General features: G+C 60.5%; 14 protein-coding genes. 8 read left to right on the top strand and 6 right to left on the bottom strand.

The features are described from left to right. Positions 1-30 precede the first annotated feature (30 nt). From CKW14_RS24815 to CKW14_RS24795, 5 genes are all read left to right on the top strand, one after another. Positions 31-549 carry a GNAT family N-acetyltransferase gene (locus CKW14_RS24815; RefSeq protein WP_095126296.1) on the top strand — a complete coding sequence of 173 codons (519 nt, stop codon included), beginning with the start codon at positions 31-33 and terminating at the stop codon, positions 547-549. A 200-nt stretch (positions 550-749) separates the two neighbouring features. Next, positions 750-1,928, top strand: a complete 1,179-nt coding sequence (locus tag CKW14_RS24810) for an MFS transporter (RefSeq protein ID WP_095126295.1) — start codon at positions 750-752, stop codon at positions 1,926-1,928. Positions 1,929-2,085: 157 nt separating this feature from the next. Then, positions 2,086-2,772 (top strand): HPP family protein, encoded by a 687-nt coding sequence (locus tag CKW14_RS24805; protein ID WP_095048898.1) that lies wholly within the window; start codon positions 2,086-2,088, stop codon positions 2,770-2,772. Between the two features lie 245 nt (positions 2,773-3,017). Continuing rightward, positions 3,018-4,124, top strand: a complete 1,107-nt coding sequence (locus CKW14_RS24800; protein ID WP_095126294.1) for an enoyl-CoA hydratase/isomerase family protein — start codon at positions 3,018-3,020, stop codon at positions 4,122-4,124. Positions 4,125-4,127: 3 nt separating this feature from the next. After that, entirely contained in the window at positions 4,128-5,279 is a 1,152-nt protein-coding gene (locus CKW14_RS24795; protein WP_095048896.1) for an acyl-CoA dehydrogenase family protein, read from the top strand. Between the two features lie 197 nt (positions 5,280-5,476). Here CKW14_RS24795 and CKW14_RS24790 read toward each other — a convergent pair whose 3' ends face one another. The 6 genes from CKW14_RS24790 to CKW14_RS24765 all read right to left on the bottom strand — a co-directional run bounded on the left by CKW14_RS24790 (position 5,477) and on the right by CKW14_RS24765 (position 12,469). Next, positions 5,477-6,250: an enoyl-CoA hydratase gene (locus tag CKW14_RS24790; RefSeq protein WP_095126293.1), complete on the bottom strand. Its 774-nt coding sequence runs from the start codon at positions 6,248-6,250 to the stop codon at positions 5,477-5,479. Positions 6,251-6,266: 16 nt separating this feature from the next. Beyond that, positions 6,267-7,394 carry an acyl-CoA dehydrogenase gene (locus tag CKW14_RS24785; protein ID WP_095126292.1) on the bottom strand — a complete coding sequence of 376 codons (1,128 nt, stop codon included), beginning with the start codon at positions 7,392-7,394 and terminating at the stop codon, positions 6,267-6,269. Between the two features lie 142 nt (positions 7,395-7,536). After that, entirely contained in the window at positions 7,537-8,730 is a 1,194-nt protein-coding gene (locus CKW14_RS24780) for an acetyl-CoA C-acyltransferase (RefSeq protein WP_095126291.1), read from the bottom strand. Between the two features lie 12 nt (positions 8,731-8,742). Next, the gene (locus tag CKW14_RS24775) at positions 8,743-9,504 is read right to left on the bottom strand and encodes an SDR family NAD(P)-dependent oxidoreductase (protein WP_095126290.1); all 762 of its coding nucleotides are present in this window, start codon (positions 9,502-9,504) and stop codon (positions 8,743-8,745) included. 16 nt (positions 9,505-9,520) lie between these two features. Beyond that, positions 9,521-11,185 (bottom strand): AMP-binding protein, encoded by a 1,665-nt coding sequence (locus CKW14_RS24770; protein WP_095126289.1) that lies wholly within the window; start codon positions 11,183-11,185, stop codon positions 9,521-9,523. 267 nt (positions 11,186-11,452) lie between these two features. Further along, positions 11,453-12,469: an AraC family transcriptional regulator gene (locus CKW14_RS24765; protein WP_095048890.1), complete on the bottom strand. Its 1,017-nt coding sequence runs from the start codon at positions 12,467-12,469 to the stop codon at positions 11,453-11,455. A 286-nt stretch (positions 12,470-12,755) separates the two neighbouring features. Here CKW14_RS24765 and efeU point away from each other — a divergent pair, with 286 nt between their 5' ends. From efeU to efeB, 3 genes are read left to right on the top strand one after another with little or no spacing between them, the layout of a single operon-like run. Then, the gene (gene efeU / locus CKW14_RS24760; RefSeq protein WP_095048889.1) at positions 12,756-13,595 is read left to right on the top strand and encodes an iron uptake transporter permease EfeU; all 840 of its coding nucleotides are present in this window, start codon (positions 12,756-12,758) and stop codon (positions 13,593-13,595) included. Between the two features lie 8 nt (positions 13,596-13,603). Then, positions 13,604-14,803 carry an iron uptake system protein EfeO gene (efeO, locus tag CKW14_RS24755; RefSeq protein WP_095126288.1) on the top strand — a complete coding sequence of 400 codons (1,200 nt, stop codon included), beginning with the start codon at positions 13,604-13,606 and terminating at the stop codon, positions 14,801-14,803. Positions 14,804-14,821: 18 nt separating this feature from the next. Further along, positions 14,822-16,120 (top strand): iron uptake transporter deferrochelatase/peroxidase subunit, encoded by a 1,299-nt coding sequence (gene efeB / locus CKW14_RS24750; RefSeq protein WP_093432742.1) that lies wholly within the window; start codon positions 14,822-14,824, stop codon positions 16,118-16,120. The last annotated feature ends 21 nt before the right edge of the window (positions 16,121-16,141 follow it).

Here is a 16,141-nt window from a genome sequence, read left to right as displayed (position 1 = left end):
GACCTCTTGATCGGTAGGATTCGCCTCAACATGACCTTCGACGTACGCCGCGCCAGCCCTGCTGACGCGGTTGCCCTACCCGCGATCGAGCGTTCGGCAGCGCAATTGTTTCGTCTTGAACCGCCGTTGGCGTGGCTGGCTAATGCCGAGGTGCCCGATGCTGGCCAACATGTGCAGGCCATCGAACAGGCGTACGTGTGGGTTGCTGAAAATAGCGATGGGCAACTGACTGGATTTGTTCGTGCTGTAGACATTGATCAGCACATGCACATTGAGGAGCTATCCGTCAGTCAGGCTTTTCAAGGACAAGGCATGGGTCGCGCACTGGTTGCGGCAGTCATTGAACAAGCGCGCGTGATGCAGTTGAACTCAGTGACGCTGACCACCTTCCGCGATCTGCCGTGGAATGCACCGTTTTATCAACGGATGGGATTTGTCGAGTTGGCGCATGCACACACCGACCGCCATTTGCGCGATGCGCTGCAAGCCGAAGTTCTATTCGGCTTTCCCGCAGAGCGCCGCTGCGCCATGCGCCTGCCCGTTTCCTGAAGACCACACAAATCCCCTGTAGGAGTGAGCCTGCTCGCGATTGAGTTGGGTCAGAGAAATCAATGTTGCCTGACACTCCGCTATCGCGAGCAGGCTCACTCCTACAAAGGAAATGCGTTATGGCAGCTTGACCGGTGATGATTGCCCGGTGAGGATGACGCACGCCCGCCAGGCATTTGAAATAAGGACATTGACCCTTCGTGGCTACCTACTCGCGCCTCATCCGCCGGTTGATGATCAGTTCGCTAACCGTCGTCATCAGCCGCGCGCTGATCAGCCCGCTACTGACGCTGTTCCTCAGCAACAAGCTCGACCTCAACCCGCAAGACGTCGGCCTGCTGCTGGGGATCGCGGTGTTCAGCGCCACGTTGTTGTCGCTCTACGGCGGCTACATCATTGATCGGCTGGACAAGCGCCAGTTGCTGATCCTGACCATGCTTTCCAGCGGTATCGGTCTGATCCTGCTGACCTTCGCGCAGAATCTGTACCTGGTCACCCTGGTGCTGATCATCAGCGAAACGGCGTCAGCACTGTTCCTGATCTGCTCCAAAGCCATCCTTAGTGAAAACCTGCCAGTGGGCCAGCGAGTCAAGGCGTTTTCCCTGAACTACACGCTGACCAACATCGGTTACGCCGTCGGCCCGATGATCGGCGTGGTGATTGCCGGCGTTCAGCCGTCAGCGCCGTTTATCGTCGCGGGCGCGATTGCCATCGGGAGCATCTTTCTGCTGCTCGGTGCCACGCGTGAAGTGAATCCCGTCTCGGCAATCGCTGCGCCACCCAGCTTTCTGAAAACCCTGATCATCCTGAAGAACGACCGCACGATGATCCTGTTTACCTTGGGCTGCCTGCTCAGCACGCTGGTGCACGGGCGTTTCACCCTGTACCTGTCGCAATACCTGCTGGTCACCCACACCCAGCAACAGACGCTGGATACCATGGCCGCCCTCCTTGCCTGCAACGCGATCACAGTGATTGTGTTGCAGTACCAGATCGGCCGATTACTCACCCGCGAGCACCTGCGCCACTGGATTGCCGGCGGCACCGCGTTGTTCATCGTCGGGCTGATCGGCTTCAGTCTGGCTGACAGCCTGGTCGGCTGGTGCGTGGCGATGTTCATCTTCACCTTGGGCGAGATGATCATTTACCCGGCCGACTTTCTGTTTGTCGACACCCTCGCCCCGGAAGAATTGCGCGGTAGCTATTACGGCGCGCAGAACCTGGCCGCGCTTGGCGGTGCGTTCAGTCCGGTCATGTGCGGCTTTCTGCTGATGCACACGCCGGCACCGAGCATGTTCTATGCCTTGAGTGCACTGGCGGCTGTGGGCGGCTATTTGTGTTTCGTCAGTGGCCGTCGCGCGGATTCAATTCAACATTAATGCACTAAATCTTCATTAATATGAATTTGTCAGCATCGAGTTTGCCCGGCACACTGTGCGCGTTCCTCCCCCAATGTTGGAACACTTCGAGGGCTTTCCGGATATGCCGGACAAGTCCTTTTTTTTGCCTCGAATTTGCTGCAAGGATTGGATTCACATGCTCGCTCGCTGGTTGCCCGCCGCCATCAATACCCGCCCGACCGAATGGAGCCGCGCCGCCATCGGCATGGCGCTGGGCACATTGTTCAGTGTGTGGCTGTGCGCGCAGGTGTTCGGCCATGAAGTGGCCTACCACCTGATCGGTCCGCTGGGCGCGTCGGCGGTGTTGCTGTTCGCCGTGTCCTCCGGCGCCCTCGCCCAGCCATGGTCGATTCTCGGCGGCTATTTATGTGCTGGCGTGGTCGCGTTGCTGGTGGCGCATGTGCTTGGCCGAACCCTTGGCAGCGCCTGTCTGGCGGCGGGTGTGGCGCTGATCCTGATGTGCTGGCTGCGCTGCCTGCATCCGCCCGCTGGCGCGTTGGCGCTGACGCTGGTGCTGGCCGATCCGGCGACCATCGCCATGGACTGGAAAGCCATGGAACCGGTGATGCTCGGCGCCGCGTGCATGCTGCTCAGTGCGCTCGCCTACAACAACCTGACCCGCATCCGCTACCCGAAACGCCCGGCAGAACCGGCGCCGGTGCTTGGGCCGGTCGACAGTCAGGCGATCACCGCCGAAGACCTGAAACTTGCCTTGGCCGAGATGGAAGCGTTTATCGACGTCACCCCTGAAGATCTCGAGCAACTGATTCACTCCAGCGAACTGCACGCCAAGCGCCGCAGCATTACCGAAACATTCCGCTGACCCCGTGTAGGAGCTGCCGAAGGCTCGGGCCGCGATCGGACGATCTTTTGATCTTGTGTTTTAAAGGTCAACAGATCGCAGCCTTCGGCAGCTCCTACATGAGCGCGCACATTTTCGACCAAGGTAAAAACGCAAACTCCCCCTGCGAATATCCCGGTTGTACAGGGCAAATTTGCACTGTTACGATCCGGTAACGCTCGCGCGCGAGCTTCTCGAATAAAGACAATAAAAGCAGGGAGTTACTGATGACAGCTCAGGCTTCATCCCCGCGGACCCCGTCCTTGGATGCCACGCAAAACGAAGTGCTGGCCGAGGTTCGCAATCATATCGGTCACCTGATCCTCAACCGCCCCGCCGGTCTCAATGCCATTACCCTCGACATGGTGCGCTTGCTGCAGCAGCAGCTCGACGCCTGGGCGACTGACATCGATGTTCACGCCGTGGTCCTGCGCGGTGCCGGTGAAAAAGCCTTCTGTGCCGGTGGCGACATTCGTTCCCTGTACGACAGTTTCAAAAGCGGCGATACGCTGCACGAAGATTTCTTCGTCGAGGAATACGCCCTCGACCTGACGATTCATCATTACCGCAAACCGGTATTGGCGCTGATGGACGGTTTCGTCCTCGGCGGCGGCATGGGCCTGGTGCAAGGCGCCGATCTGCGCGTGGTCACCGAGAAGAGCCGTCTGGCCATGCCAGAAGTGGCCATCGGTTATTTCCCCGATGTCGGTGGCAGTTATTTCCTGCCGCGCATTCCCGGTGAGCTGGGCATCTATCTGGGGGTCAGCGGCGTGCAGATCCGTGCCGCCGACGCGCTGTATTGCGGCTTGGCCGACTGGTATCTGGACAGCAGCAAACTGGCGCTGCTCGACGAAAGACTCGATCAGATGGAATGGCAGGACACGCCGCTCAAGGCCCTGCAAAACCTGTTCGCCAAACACGCCGTGCAAACCTTGCCCGATGCGCCACTTGAGGCTTTGCGACCGGCCATCGACCATTTCTTCGCCCTGCCGGACGTACCGAGCATGGTCGAGCAGTTACGCGCAGTGACGGTTGCCAACAGCCACGAATGGGCGACCACAACGGCTGACCTGCTGGAAACCCGCTCGCCGTTGGCCATGGCGGTGACCCTGGAGATGCTGCGTCGCGGCCGCCACTTGAGCCTGGAACAGTGCTTCGCGCTGGAACTGCATCTGGATCGCCAGTGGTTCTCCCGTGGCGACCTGATCGAAGGCGTCCGCGCCCTGCTGATCGATAAAGACAAGACACCTCGCTGGAACCCGCCGACCCTCGCTGCGCTGGACGCAGAGCATGTCGCGAGTTTCTTCCACGGTTTTGCTGAGAGCGGGAGCTGAGCCATGCACGATCTCGAACTGACTGAAGAACAAGTGATGATCCGCGACATGGCCCGGGACTTTGCCCGTGGCGAAATCGCGCCCCATGCGCAGGCCTGGGAAAAGGCTGGCTGGATCGATGACGCGCTCGTCGCGAAGATGGGCGAACTCGGTTTGCTCGGCATGGTGGTACCCGAGGAATGGGGCGGCACCTACGTCGATTACGTCGCCTATGCCTTGGCCGTGGAAGAGATCTCTGCCGGTGATGGCGCAACCGGCGCCTTTATGAGTATCCATAACTCGGTCGGCTGCGGTCCGGTGCTCAATTACGGCAGCGAAGCGCAAAAACAGACCTGGCTGGCGGATCTGGCCAGTGGGCAAACCATCGGCTGCTTCTGCCTGACCGAACCGCAGGCCGGTTCCGAGGCGCACAACCTGCGCACCCGCGCCGAGCTGCGTGACGGCCAGTGGGTGATCAACGGCGCCAAGCAATTTGTCAGCAACGGCAAACGGGCGAAACTGGCGATCGTCTTTGCCGTGACCGATCCGGATCTGGGCAAGAAAGGCATTTCGGCGTTTCTGGTGCCGACCGATACCCCGGGCTTCATCGTCGATCGCACCGAACACAAGATGGGCATCCGCGCCTCCGACACCTGCGCGGTGACGCTGAACGACTGCAGCATTCCCGAGGCCAATCTGCTCGGTGAACGCGGTAAAGGCCTGGCGATCGCCCTGTCCAACCTTGAAGGAGGACGCATCGGCATCGCCGCGCAAGCATTGGGCATCGCCCGTGCCGCGTTTGAAGCGGCGCTGGTGTATTCGCGCGATCGCATCCAGTTCGGCAAACCGATCAACGAGCACCAGAGCATCGCCAATCTGTTGGCCGACATGCACATGCAAATCAACGCGGCGCGCCTGATGATCCTGCATGCGGCGCGACTGCGCACGGCGGGCAAACCGTGTTTGTCGGAGGCGTCACAGGCCAAACTGTTTGCGTCGGAAATGGCCGAGAAGGTCTGTTCGTCAGCGATTCAGATTCATGGCGGGTATGGGTATCTGGAGGATTATCCGGTCGAGAAGTATTACCGTGATGCGCGGATTACCCAGATCTATGAAGGCTCGAGCGAGATTCAGCGGATGGTGATTGCGCGGGAGTTGAAGAACTATCAGTTGTGATGGTGTTGGCCCCTTCCCTCACCCCAGCCCTCTCCCAGAGGGAGAGGGAGCCGACCGAGGTGTCTGGCGTTATACGTCGACCTGAAAGACCGGGTCGATTACGGATTCAATAAAGCACTTTCAGGTCGGCGTACCTCCCAAGCATCCCCCAATCAGTCCCCTCTCCCTCCGGGAGAGGGTTAGGGTGAGGGGACGCGTTACTTGCCCTTGAACTCAGCCTCACGCTTGGCAATAAACGCCGCCATCCCTTCCTTCTGATCCTGCGTGGCAAACGCCGCATGGAACACCCGACGCTCGAAGCGCACGCCCTCAGTCAGGTTCACTTCAAAGGCACGATTCACACTTTCCTTGATCATCATCGCAATCGGCAGCGATTTGCTGGCAATCACCGCAGCAACCTTCAGCGCTTCGTCGAGCAGTTCATCGCTCGGCACGATCCGCGCAACAATGCCGCAACGCTCGGCCTCCACTGCATCGATCAAACGTCCGCTCAGGCACATTTCCATGGCTTTCGCCTTACCTACTGCGCGGGTCAGGCGCTGAGTGCCGCCCATGCCCGGCAACACGCCAAGGTTGATTTCCGGTTGACCGAATCTGGCGTTGTCACCGGCCAGAATGAAGTCGCACATCAACGCCAGTTCACAACCACCGCCAAGGGCAAAACCGTTGACGGCGGCAATGATCGGCTTGCGCCGGTTGGCCACACGATCGCTGTCGCTGAACAGATCGTCCATGTAGATCTGCGGGTAAGTCAGCTCGGCCATTTCCTTGATGTCGGCACCGGCGGCAAAAGCCTTTTTCGAACCTGTGAGGACGATGCAACCGATATTCGCATCCGCTTCCAGCGCATCGAGGGCCTGGTTCACTTCGCTGACCAGTTGCGCATTCAGGGCATTCAGCGCCTGCGGGCGGTTGAGGGTGATCAGGCCAACGCGGCCGTGGGTTTCCAGCAGAATGGTTTCGTAAGTCATGAATCAAAATTCCTTCTTAAAGATTGCGCGAAATGACCATGCGCTGAATATCGCTGGTGCCTTCGTAGATCTGGCAGACGCGCACGTCGCGATAGATGCGCTCCAGCGGGAAATCGTTGAGATAACCGTAACCGCCCAGAGTTTGCAACGCCATCGAACAGACCTTTTCGGCCATCTCCGAGGCGAACAGTTTGGCCATCGACGCCTCGACCAGCGCCGGTTGTCCGCTGTCACGCAGGGCCGCCGCGTAATGCACCATTTGCCGGGCGACGGCGATCTGCGTGGCCATGTCGGCGAGGCGGAAAGCTACGGCCTGATGTTCGATGATCGGCTTGCCGAAGGTGTCGCGTTCACGGGCGTAATCACGTGCCGCTTCAAACGCCGCGCGGGCCATGCCCACCGCTTGCGAAGCGATGCCGACGCGACCGCCTTCAAGGTTGGCCAGGGCGATCTTGTAGCCCTCGCCCTCTTCGCCCAAGCGATTGGCTACCGGTACTTTGACGTCTTCGAAGAGGATCTGGCAGGTGTCGGAAGCGTGTTGGCCGAGCTTGTCTTCGACGCGAGCGACTTTATAGCCCGGTGAATCGGTCGGCACGATAAACGCGCTGATACCGCGTTTGCCGGCACTCGGATCGGTCACCGCAAACACAATCACGATCCCGGCGTTTTGCCCGGAGGTGATGAACTGTTTGCAACCGTTCAGCACGTAGTGATCGCCTTCCAGCCGTGCGCGGGTTTTCAGGCTGCTGGCATCGGAACCGGCCTGCGGTTCGGTCAATGCAAAAGCGCCGAGCATGGAGCCGCTGGCCAGCGGTTTGAGAAAGCGTTCACGCTGATCGTCGTTGCCGAACTTGAGGATCGGCACGCAGCCGACCGAGTTGTGCACGCTCATGATCGTCGAGCAGGCGCCGTCGCCAGCGGCGATTTCTTCCAGGGCCATGGCGTAGGCCAGATAACCAGTGTCGCAGCCGCCCCACTGCTCCGGCACGAGCATGCCGAAGAAGCCCAGCTCAGCCATCTGGCCGATGGCTTCCTTGGGGAAACGGTGCTCGCGATCCCACTCGGCGGCGAACGGTTTCAGGCGTTCCTCGGCAAACTGCCGGGCCATGTCGCGGATCTGGGTTTGGTCTTCGTTGGGAATCATGGTGAATCCTTAAATCCGGGTTACCACACAGAACCCTGTGGGAGCTGGCTTGCCAGCGATGGGGCCGTGTCATTGAACATATTGGCTGTCTGACCCACCGCCATCGCGGGCAAGCCCGCTCCCACAGGGTCCAGTGTCAACGTTAGTAAACGCATTCCACGGCCATGGCCGTCGCTTCGCCGCCGCCGATGCAGATGGCTGCCACACCGCGTTTGAGGTTGCGCTGGCGCAAGGCCGAGAGCAACGTCACCAGAATCCGCGCCCCCGACGCGCCGATCGGATGGCCCAGCGCACAGGCGCCACCATGCACATTCAACTTGTCATGGGGGATTTCCAGGTGCGTCATCGCCGCCATGCCAACCACGGCAAACGCTTCGTTGACCTCGAACAGATCGACATCACCCAGCGACCAACCGGTCTTCTTGATCAGTTTCTTGATTGCACCAATCGGCGCCACCGGGAACAGGCCCGGGGTATCAGCAAACGCGGCATGACCATGAATCACCGCCAGCGGTTTCAGCCCGAGTTTCTGTGCCTGCGACTGACGCATCAGCACCAGAGCCGCCGCGCCGTCAGAGATCGAACTGGAGTTCGCCGCCGTCACCGTGCCGCCTTCGCGGAACGCCGGTTTCAGCGAGGCAATCTTGTCCAGTTTGGCTTTTGGCGGCTGTTCGTCATTGCTGATCAGCACCTGTTCTTTGCCGACGGTTACGGTCAGCGGGACGATTTCGTCCTTGAAGCTGCCATCCTTGATCGCCTGCTGCGCGCGGGTGGTCGAGGCAATGGCAAATGCATCCTGAGCTTCACGGCTGAAGTGGTTGGTCTCGGCGCAGTCTTCGGCGAAGGTGCCCATCAGGCGGCCCTTGTCATAGGCGTCTTCGAGGCCGTCGAGGAACATCGAGTCGAGCACGCGGCCATGGCCCATGCGATAACCGGCGCGAGCCCGATCCAGCAGGTACGGCGAGTTGGACATGCTTTCCATGCCACCGGCGATCACCACATCAGCACTGCCAGCCACCAGCATGTCGTGAGCGAGAATGGTGGTTTCCATGCCCGAACCGCACATCTTGTTGACCGTGGTGCAACGGGTCGATTTATCCAGCCCGGCGCCCAGTGCCGCTTGACGTGCAGGTGCCTGGCCGAGGCCCGCAGGCAGTACGCAACCGAACAGCACTTCATCAACCGTGTCACTAGCAACACCGGCACGTTCAACCGCAGCCTTGATCGCAGCAGCACCGAGTTGCGGCGCGGTGAGGCTTTTCAGTTCGCCCTGAAAACCGCCCATCGGCGTGCGCACAGCGCTGACGATGACAATCGGATCGTTGGAAATAGTCATGACAAATCCTCCTTACTTGGCGGCCATGCGCAAGGCACCGTCGAGACGGATCACCTCGCCGTTGAGCATGCTGTTTTCGATGATATGCCGAACCAGCGCGGCGTACTCGGCAGGCTTGCCCAGACGCGGCGGGAACGGTACGCCGGCGGCCAGCGAATCGCGGACTTCCGGGGTCATGCCGGCCATCATCGGCGTTTCGAAAATGCCCGGTGCGATGGTCATCACGCGGATGCCGAAGCGTGCCAGCTCACGGGCGGCCGGCAGGGTCAGGCTGGCGATCGCGCCTTTCGAAGCGGAATACGCCGCTTGGCCGATCTGGCCGTCAAACGCTGCGACCGAGGCGGTGTTGATGATCACGCCGCGTTCGCCGTCGGCATTGGCCTCGGCTTCGGCGATGGCCGCAGCGGCCAGGCGCAGCATATTGAAGCTGCCGATCAGGTTGACGTTGATCACTTGGGCGAAACTGCTCAGTGCATGCGGGCCGTTCTTGCCGAGGATCTTCTCGCCACGGACGATACCGGCACAGTTGACCAGACCGTTGAGGCTGCCAAAGGCTTTAACGGTGGCCTGCACGGCAGCTTCAGCGGCGGCTTCGTTGCTGATATCGGCAACCACGCTTTGCGCGCCCAAACGCTGAGCCTGTGCGGCGACAGCTTCGGCATTCATGTCCACCAGCATCACTTTGGCGCCGGCACTGACCAGCAATTCAGCGGTGGCAGCACCCAGGCCAGAGGCGCCGCCGGTGACGATAAAAACCTTGTTCTCGATCTGCATGACTGTATTTCCTGATTCAAGCTGAAACGTTATGCGCCGCGGCCTCTTGAGCCTTGGCGATTTCCTGGTTGCGCAAGATAAAGCGCTGCAATTTGCCACTCGGGGTCTTGGGCAATTCGCTGACAAATTCGATTTCACGTGGGTATGAGTGCGCGGCCAGACGCTTGCGCACGTGTTGGCGCAGTTCTTCGGCCAGCTCGGGCGCGGCACGGTATTGCGCGCTCAGCACGACGAAGGCTTTGACCAGTTCGGTGCGCTCCGGATCAGGTTTGCCGACGACCGCTGCTTCGACCACCGCCGGGTGCTCAATCAGCGCACTTTCGACATCGAACGGGCCTACGCGGTAGCCCGATGTGGTGATGACGTCATCGCTGCGGCCGACAAAACTGATGCTGCCGTCCGGGTTCCATTCCACGGTGTCGCCGCTGAGGTAGTAATCGCCGACGAACGCCTTGGTCGGCGCGCCTTCGTAACCGCCGAACCAGCACATCGGCGATTGCGCACGGTCGATGGCGAGAATGCCCGGCTGGCCGACGCCGAGTTCGTTGTACTGATCGTCAAGCACCACGATGCGATGGCCCGGCGAGGCGAAACCGGCGGCACCAACGTGCACCGTGTGATCAAGGCCGTGGTGATTGCACAGGACCATGCCCAGTTCGGTCTGGCCGTAATGGTCGTGGATGACCACGCCGAGGTTGTCGGCGAACCAGCGGATGACTTCCGGGTTCAGCGGCTCGCCGGCGCTGCTGACGATGCGCAGCTTGCCCTTGATCGACTTGGCGAATTCGTCGCCACCGGCGATCAGCAAGCGATAAGCGGTGGGCGAACCGGTGAGGTTGGTGATGCCGTATTTGTTGATCATCCGGCAGGTGCTTTCGAGGGTGAACGGCCCATCGTAGAAAGTGATTGGATGGCCCATCGACAACGGCCCGGTGACGCCGAAGTAGATGCCGTAGGCCCAACCCGGATCGGCGACGTTCCAGAAGGCGTCTTCGGGACGCAGGTCTACGGCATCGCGGGTGTAACTCTGGAACGCGACGATGGCTTTGAGCGGTACCGACAGCGCTTTCGAAGGGCCGGTGGTGCCGGACGTGAACATCAACAGAAACGGATCTTCGCCAGTCAGCAATACCGGTTCGCAGACATTGGAATAATTGGCCAGTTCGGCCCAGAAGCTGAAGTCGCCACGGACGATGCCCTGGCCTTTCGCGCCGCCAACGGTAACGAGGGTCGGGCAGTCAGCGACTTCGGCGAGTTTCGGCCGGTTGACCGCATCGGTGACCACGACTTTGGCGCCGGAGCTGTTCAGGCGATGTTCGAGGGCTTTGGGGCCGAAGGCGGTGAACAGCGGTTGATACACCGCGCCGATGCGCCAGGTGGCGAGCACGGTGATGAGCAATTCGATGTTGCGCGGCAGCAGGCCGGCGACCTTGTCACCCTTCTGCACGCCTTGGGCGAGGAGGAAGTTGGCGAAACGCGCGGCTTTGTCCTGGAGCTCGCTGAAGGTGTACGTCGCACTCGCGCCGTCGCGGCCTTCCCAGAACAGCGCAATGCGCCCGGGCAAGGCATGACGGTCGCAACATTCGACGCAGGCGTTGAGCGCCGCCAGCGTACCGCTGAGCGCGGCATCCACGGTGTGCTGATAGTTGAACTGTTCAGTGGCAGACAAGTAATCGCGCATTGCCAGAATCCCTCTGTTTTTTTATTAGGCTGGGAAGCGTAAACAACAGGGGGATAGTCGCGCTGTGGGGCGGCGGCGGCAATGGTCAAAGCCATCAATGTGGCTGACTGGTTTGGCCAAGACCGCTACCACACTGATCGTTCCCACGCTCTGCGTGGGAATGCAGCCTCGGACGCTCTGCGTCCGCTCCAGAGCTGGAACGCGGAGCGTCCCTTGAGGCATTCCCACGCGGAGCGTGGGAACGATCAAGCGGCGGAATGTGTTGGGTCAGACAACCTCATTCAGGATCAGTTGGCGATAGTGGCCCGGATTCGACCCCGACCATTTGCGAAACGCCTTGTAGAACGAACTCGCATCGGCAAATCCCAAGCGGCTGGCAATCTCGACAAAACTGATCGACGGCTCCGCCAGCCAGATAATCGCCAGCTCTTTACGCACGCTGTCCTTGAGCCCTTGGTAGGTCTGCCCTTCCTCGGCCAAACGCCGGCGCAGTGTCGAAGCCGACATGCACAACTGTTGGGCCAGGGCCTCGGTTTCCGGCCACTGCTCGGCCGGCAACTCCCGCAGATCGTGCTTGATCCGACTGGCTAGGCTCTCCGGGTCGCGGTACTTGACCAGGATGTTGGCCGGGGCGTGGGCGAGAAAGCGTTTCAGTTCTTCGGCGGTGCGCTTGATCGGTAGATCGAGACAATCGGCAGAGAAGATCATCCGTGTGCGTGGACGCTCGAAACGCAGGTTTTCCGAGAACATCACTCGATAGTCATCGGTGAACTCCGGCGCCGCACAGCGCAGTTCGATCGCCAGAATCGGAATCCGCCGCCCCGCCAGCCAACAGGCCACGCCGTGGACGATCATCCAGTAGGTGAAATAGGTGAAAGCGCGGCGTGGCTCGGGATCGTCCTCGAGCAAAACGATTTCCGCCAGACTTTGCTGGTGCACCAGTTGTGCGGGCAGGCGTTCGAGCATCAGTGACAGAAAGCTCAGGCCCGTATTCAAACCCGCCGCCAGCGTCGATTGCGCCATGGTGCTGCGGCAGAGGAATTCGAGGCTGCCAGACTTGAGCTTGCGCGGGTCCATGCCAAAGAACTCGTCATCCCCGCGTCGGGCCAACAAGCGCCAGAGTCTGGCGTACTGCGAGGCGGGCACCCGGCCGTGTTCGGTTTGCAGCAACGCCGGAGCAATCCCGACCTTGTTCAACACCTCTTCGGTGGCTGCGCCCGGGGCACAACTTTGCAGCAGCGCTTCACGCACCAGTTGCACGGCGATGGTGTCTTTTTCCGACATGGAGCGCGGTGAACCTTGTTGTTTTGGGTGGCAGGCATATTACCGCAGCTAACACAAATACCCATGTAGGAGCTGCCGAAGGCTGCGATCTTTTGATCTTGATTCTATAAATCAAAAGATCGCAGCCTTCGGCAGCTCCTACAGGGTTCCGGTGTCACCCGCATGAGAATGGTTGTTCTTTACTTTGTTCAGCTTGTGTTCAGGTTTATGTCAATCAATGTCATGTGAGAATGACTTTCATTATGTTACAACTTGTAACCTCTTCGAATGACTTGTTGGATACCGAATGCTTGTTCCCTTCCTGATCATGCTGCGCGAAGGCATTGAAGCCGCGCTGATCGTTGGCATTATCGCCAGCTACCTGCAACAGACTGGCCGTGGTCAATGGATGCCTGCCGTGTGGATCGGCGTATTTCTCGCCGCTGCCCTCGCCCTGCTGGTGGGCGGTGGTCTTGAATTGGTCAGCGCTGAATTCCCGCAAAAGCAGCAGGAACTGTTCGAAGGCATCGTCGGGCTGGTGGCCGTGGGTATTCTCAGTTCGATGGTGTTCTGGATGCGCAAAGTGGCGCGTTCGATCAAACATTCGCTGCAAGCTTCGCTGGACGAGGCGCTAACGTCCTCGAAACACCAAGTGATCGCACTGATCGCCATGGTGTTCTTCGCGGTCGCTCGCGAAGGCCTGGAAACGGTGTTCTTCCTGCTCGCGGTATTCCAGCAAAGCGAAGGCCCGGGCGCGCCCATCGGTGCCCTGCTCGGGCTGATTCTGGCGATCATCGTCGGTTTCCTGATCTACAGCGGCAGCATGCGCCTCAATCTTTCGGCGTTCTTCAAGTGGACCGGCCTGTTCATTCTGGTGGTGGCCGCCGGGATTCTCGCCAACTCGGTGCAAGCCCTGCATGAAGCCGGGCTGTGGAATCACCTGCAAACCGTACTCTTCGACTTCAGCGCGACGCTGCCGATGGATGGCCCGTTGGGCTCGGTGCTGGCCGGTATGTTCGGTTATCAGGATGCGCCGACCGTCAGCACCCTCGGTGCCTATCTGCTTTATCTGCTGGTGGCACTGGTGATGTTCTTTCTCCCCGCGCCCAAGCCTTCCGCGCAATCGTCTTCCGTTTCCAGCCAATAAGGGCATTCATGTCAAAGCCTAATACTCCTCAGGCCTCCCCTCCTCGCGCCTTGCGTTGGGCGGTGGCCGGTTCGGTGGTGGTGATGATCGCCGCCGGTGGTCTGTTTTATTACGCCTCGAAAATGGCTGCGGCCAAGCGTCAGCACAACCACGATGAAGTGGTGGTGAACATTCATCCGGGCAGTTGCGAACCCAACGCACTGACGGTGCCGGCCGGCCGCGCCAGTTTCCGCATCGTCAACCGCTCCGACCGCGCGGTGGAATGGGAAATCCTCGACGGCGTGCTCGTCGTCGAGGAGCGGGAAAACATTGCGCCGGGCCTCAGCCAAGTGATCAACGCCAACCTGCAACCGGGCGATTACGCGATCACCTGCGGCCTGCTGAGCAACCCGCGCGGCACCCTGCACGTGACGCCAACTGCCGCCTCTGATGCTGCGGCCAAAGCCAAGCCATCGATGGTCGCCTTCGTCGGGCCGCTGTCGGAATTTCGCGTGTACCTGGCCAGCCAGAGCAACGCATTGATCAAAGCCGTGACCGCGCTCGATCAAGCGATTGAAAGCGGCGACTTGAGTCAGGCTCAAGCGCTGTACTTACCGGCCCGCGCGGCTTATCAGCGTCTGGCCCCTGCCGCGCAACGCCTGGCGGAGCTGGACAACAGCATCAACGCCCGCGCCGATTATTTCGAAAAGCGCGAACAGGATCCGGCCTTCGTCGGATTCCACCGCATCGAATACGCACTGTTCCAGCAACGCAATCTCGACCAACTGACGCCCGTTGCCCAGCGCCTGCTCAGCGATGTCACCACGCTCAAACAGCAATTGCTCGCGCAGAGCCTGCCACCGGAGCAACTGGTCAGCATCATCGTGCGCAACCTCAACACCTTGGCCGACGTCCGTGCTGCCAGCGGTGAAGAAGAACGCTACAGCCACAGCGACCTCAACGGTTTCGCTGCCAACGCGCAAACCGCACACAAAGTCGTCGATCTGTTGCGGCCAATGTTGACCAAGTCGGCGGCCGAGCTGTTGCCGAAAATCGACCAGGCACTGGCGGACTTCGACAGCGAACTCGACACCTACAAGATCAAGGACGGCTACGCCAGTTACGACGCCATCAGCGGCGAACAACGCAAGCAGATTGCCGACAAGGCCCAGGCTCTGGCCGACGCTCTGGATGGCATCGATCCCGCCCTCGGCCTCTCCGGCCTGTAAGCAGAAGACCCTTTGACGATGAAAGATAGCGAACCACTCAACCTGCAACGTCGCCGTGTCCTGATGGGCATGGGCGCCGCCGGTGTCGCCCTCGCCGGCTCGGCCCTGAGCTGTCCGGCCATGGCCGCCGCGCCGGCACAAGTCACCGAAGCACCGAGCAGTGACAAGACCGAAGACCGTCACGATTTCCACGGCATCCACCAGACCGGCATCGTCACCCCGCGCCCGGCGTCGGGCATGCTCGTATCGTTCGACGTGTTGGCCAGTGATCGTGAAGATCTGGAGCGGCTGTTCCGCACCCTCAACGAGCGCATCGCGTTCCTGATGAAGGGCGGCCCGGTGGCGCAGATCGATCCGAAACTGCCGCCGCCGGACTCCGGCATCCTTGGCCCGAATGTAACCCCGGACAACCTGACCATCACCGTTTCGGTCGGCGAGTCGCTGTTCGACGAGCGCTTCGGTCTGGCCGACGCCAAGCCCAAGCGTCTGATGCGCATGGTCGGGTTTCCCAACGATGCGCTGGACGCCGATTGCTGCCACGGCGACCTGAGCCTGCAGTTCTGCTCGAACACCGCCGACACCAACATTCACGCCCTGCGCGATATCGTCAAAAACCTTCCCGACCTGCTGCTGGTGCGCTGGAAGCAGGAAGGCAGCGTGCCGCCGCAAGCCCCGGCAAAAGCAGGTGTGCCGGCGCAATCGGCGCGTAACTTCCTGGGGTTCCGCGATGGCTCGGCCAACCCCGATTCCAACGACGCTAAAGCCATGGATCGCCTGGTCTGGGTGCAACCGGGCAGTGACGAACCGGCCTGGGCTGCTCACGGCAGCTATCAAGCGGTGCGGATCATCCGCAACTTTGTCGAGCGCTGGGACCGTACGCCATTGCAGGAACAGGAAAGCATCATCGGCCGGGTCAAAACTACCGGCGCGCCGATGGGTGCGCAGCATGAGACTGAAGTCCCGGACTACAGCAAAGACCCGGCCGGCAAGCTGACCAAGCTCGACGCGCACATTCGCCTGGCCAACCCGCGCACCGCCGCGAGCCAAGCCAACCTGATCCTGCGCCGGCCGTTCAACTATTCGAATGGCGTGAACAAGAACGGCCAGCTCGACATGGGCCTGCTGTTCATCTGCTACCAGGCCGACCTGGAAAAAGGCTTTATCACCGTGCAGACCCGCCTCAACGGCGAGCCGCTGGAGGAATACCTCAAACCGGTCGGCGGCGGCTATTTCTTCACCCTGCCGGGTGTCACGGGCGACAAGGACTTTATCGGTCGCTCGCTGCTCAACGCCACACAACCGAAAACAGCCGCATAAAATAATCTCGACACTGGAGCC

It is taken from the genome of Pseudomonas sp. Irchel s3a12 (assembly GCF_900187485.1).
Classification (GTDB): domain Bacteria; phylum Pseudomonadota; class Gammaproteobacteria; order Pseudomonadales; family Pseudomonadaceae; genus Aquipseudomonas; species Aquipseudomonas neuropathica.
The sequence above is the reverse complement of the archived record's forward strand: the minus strand, read 5'-3'. Positions and strand labels throughout refer to the sequence as shown.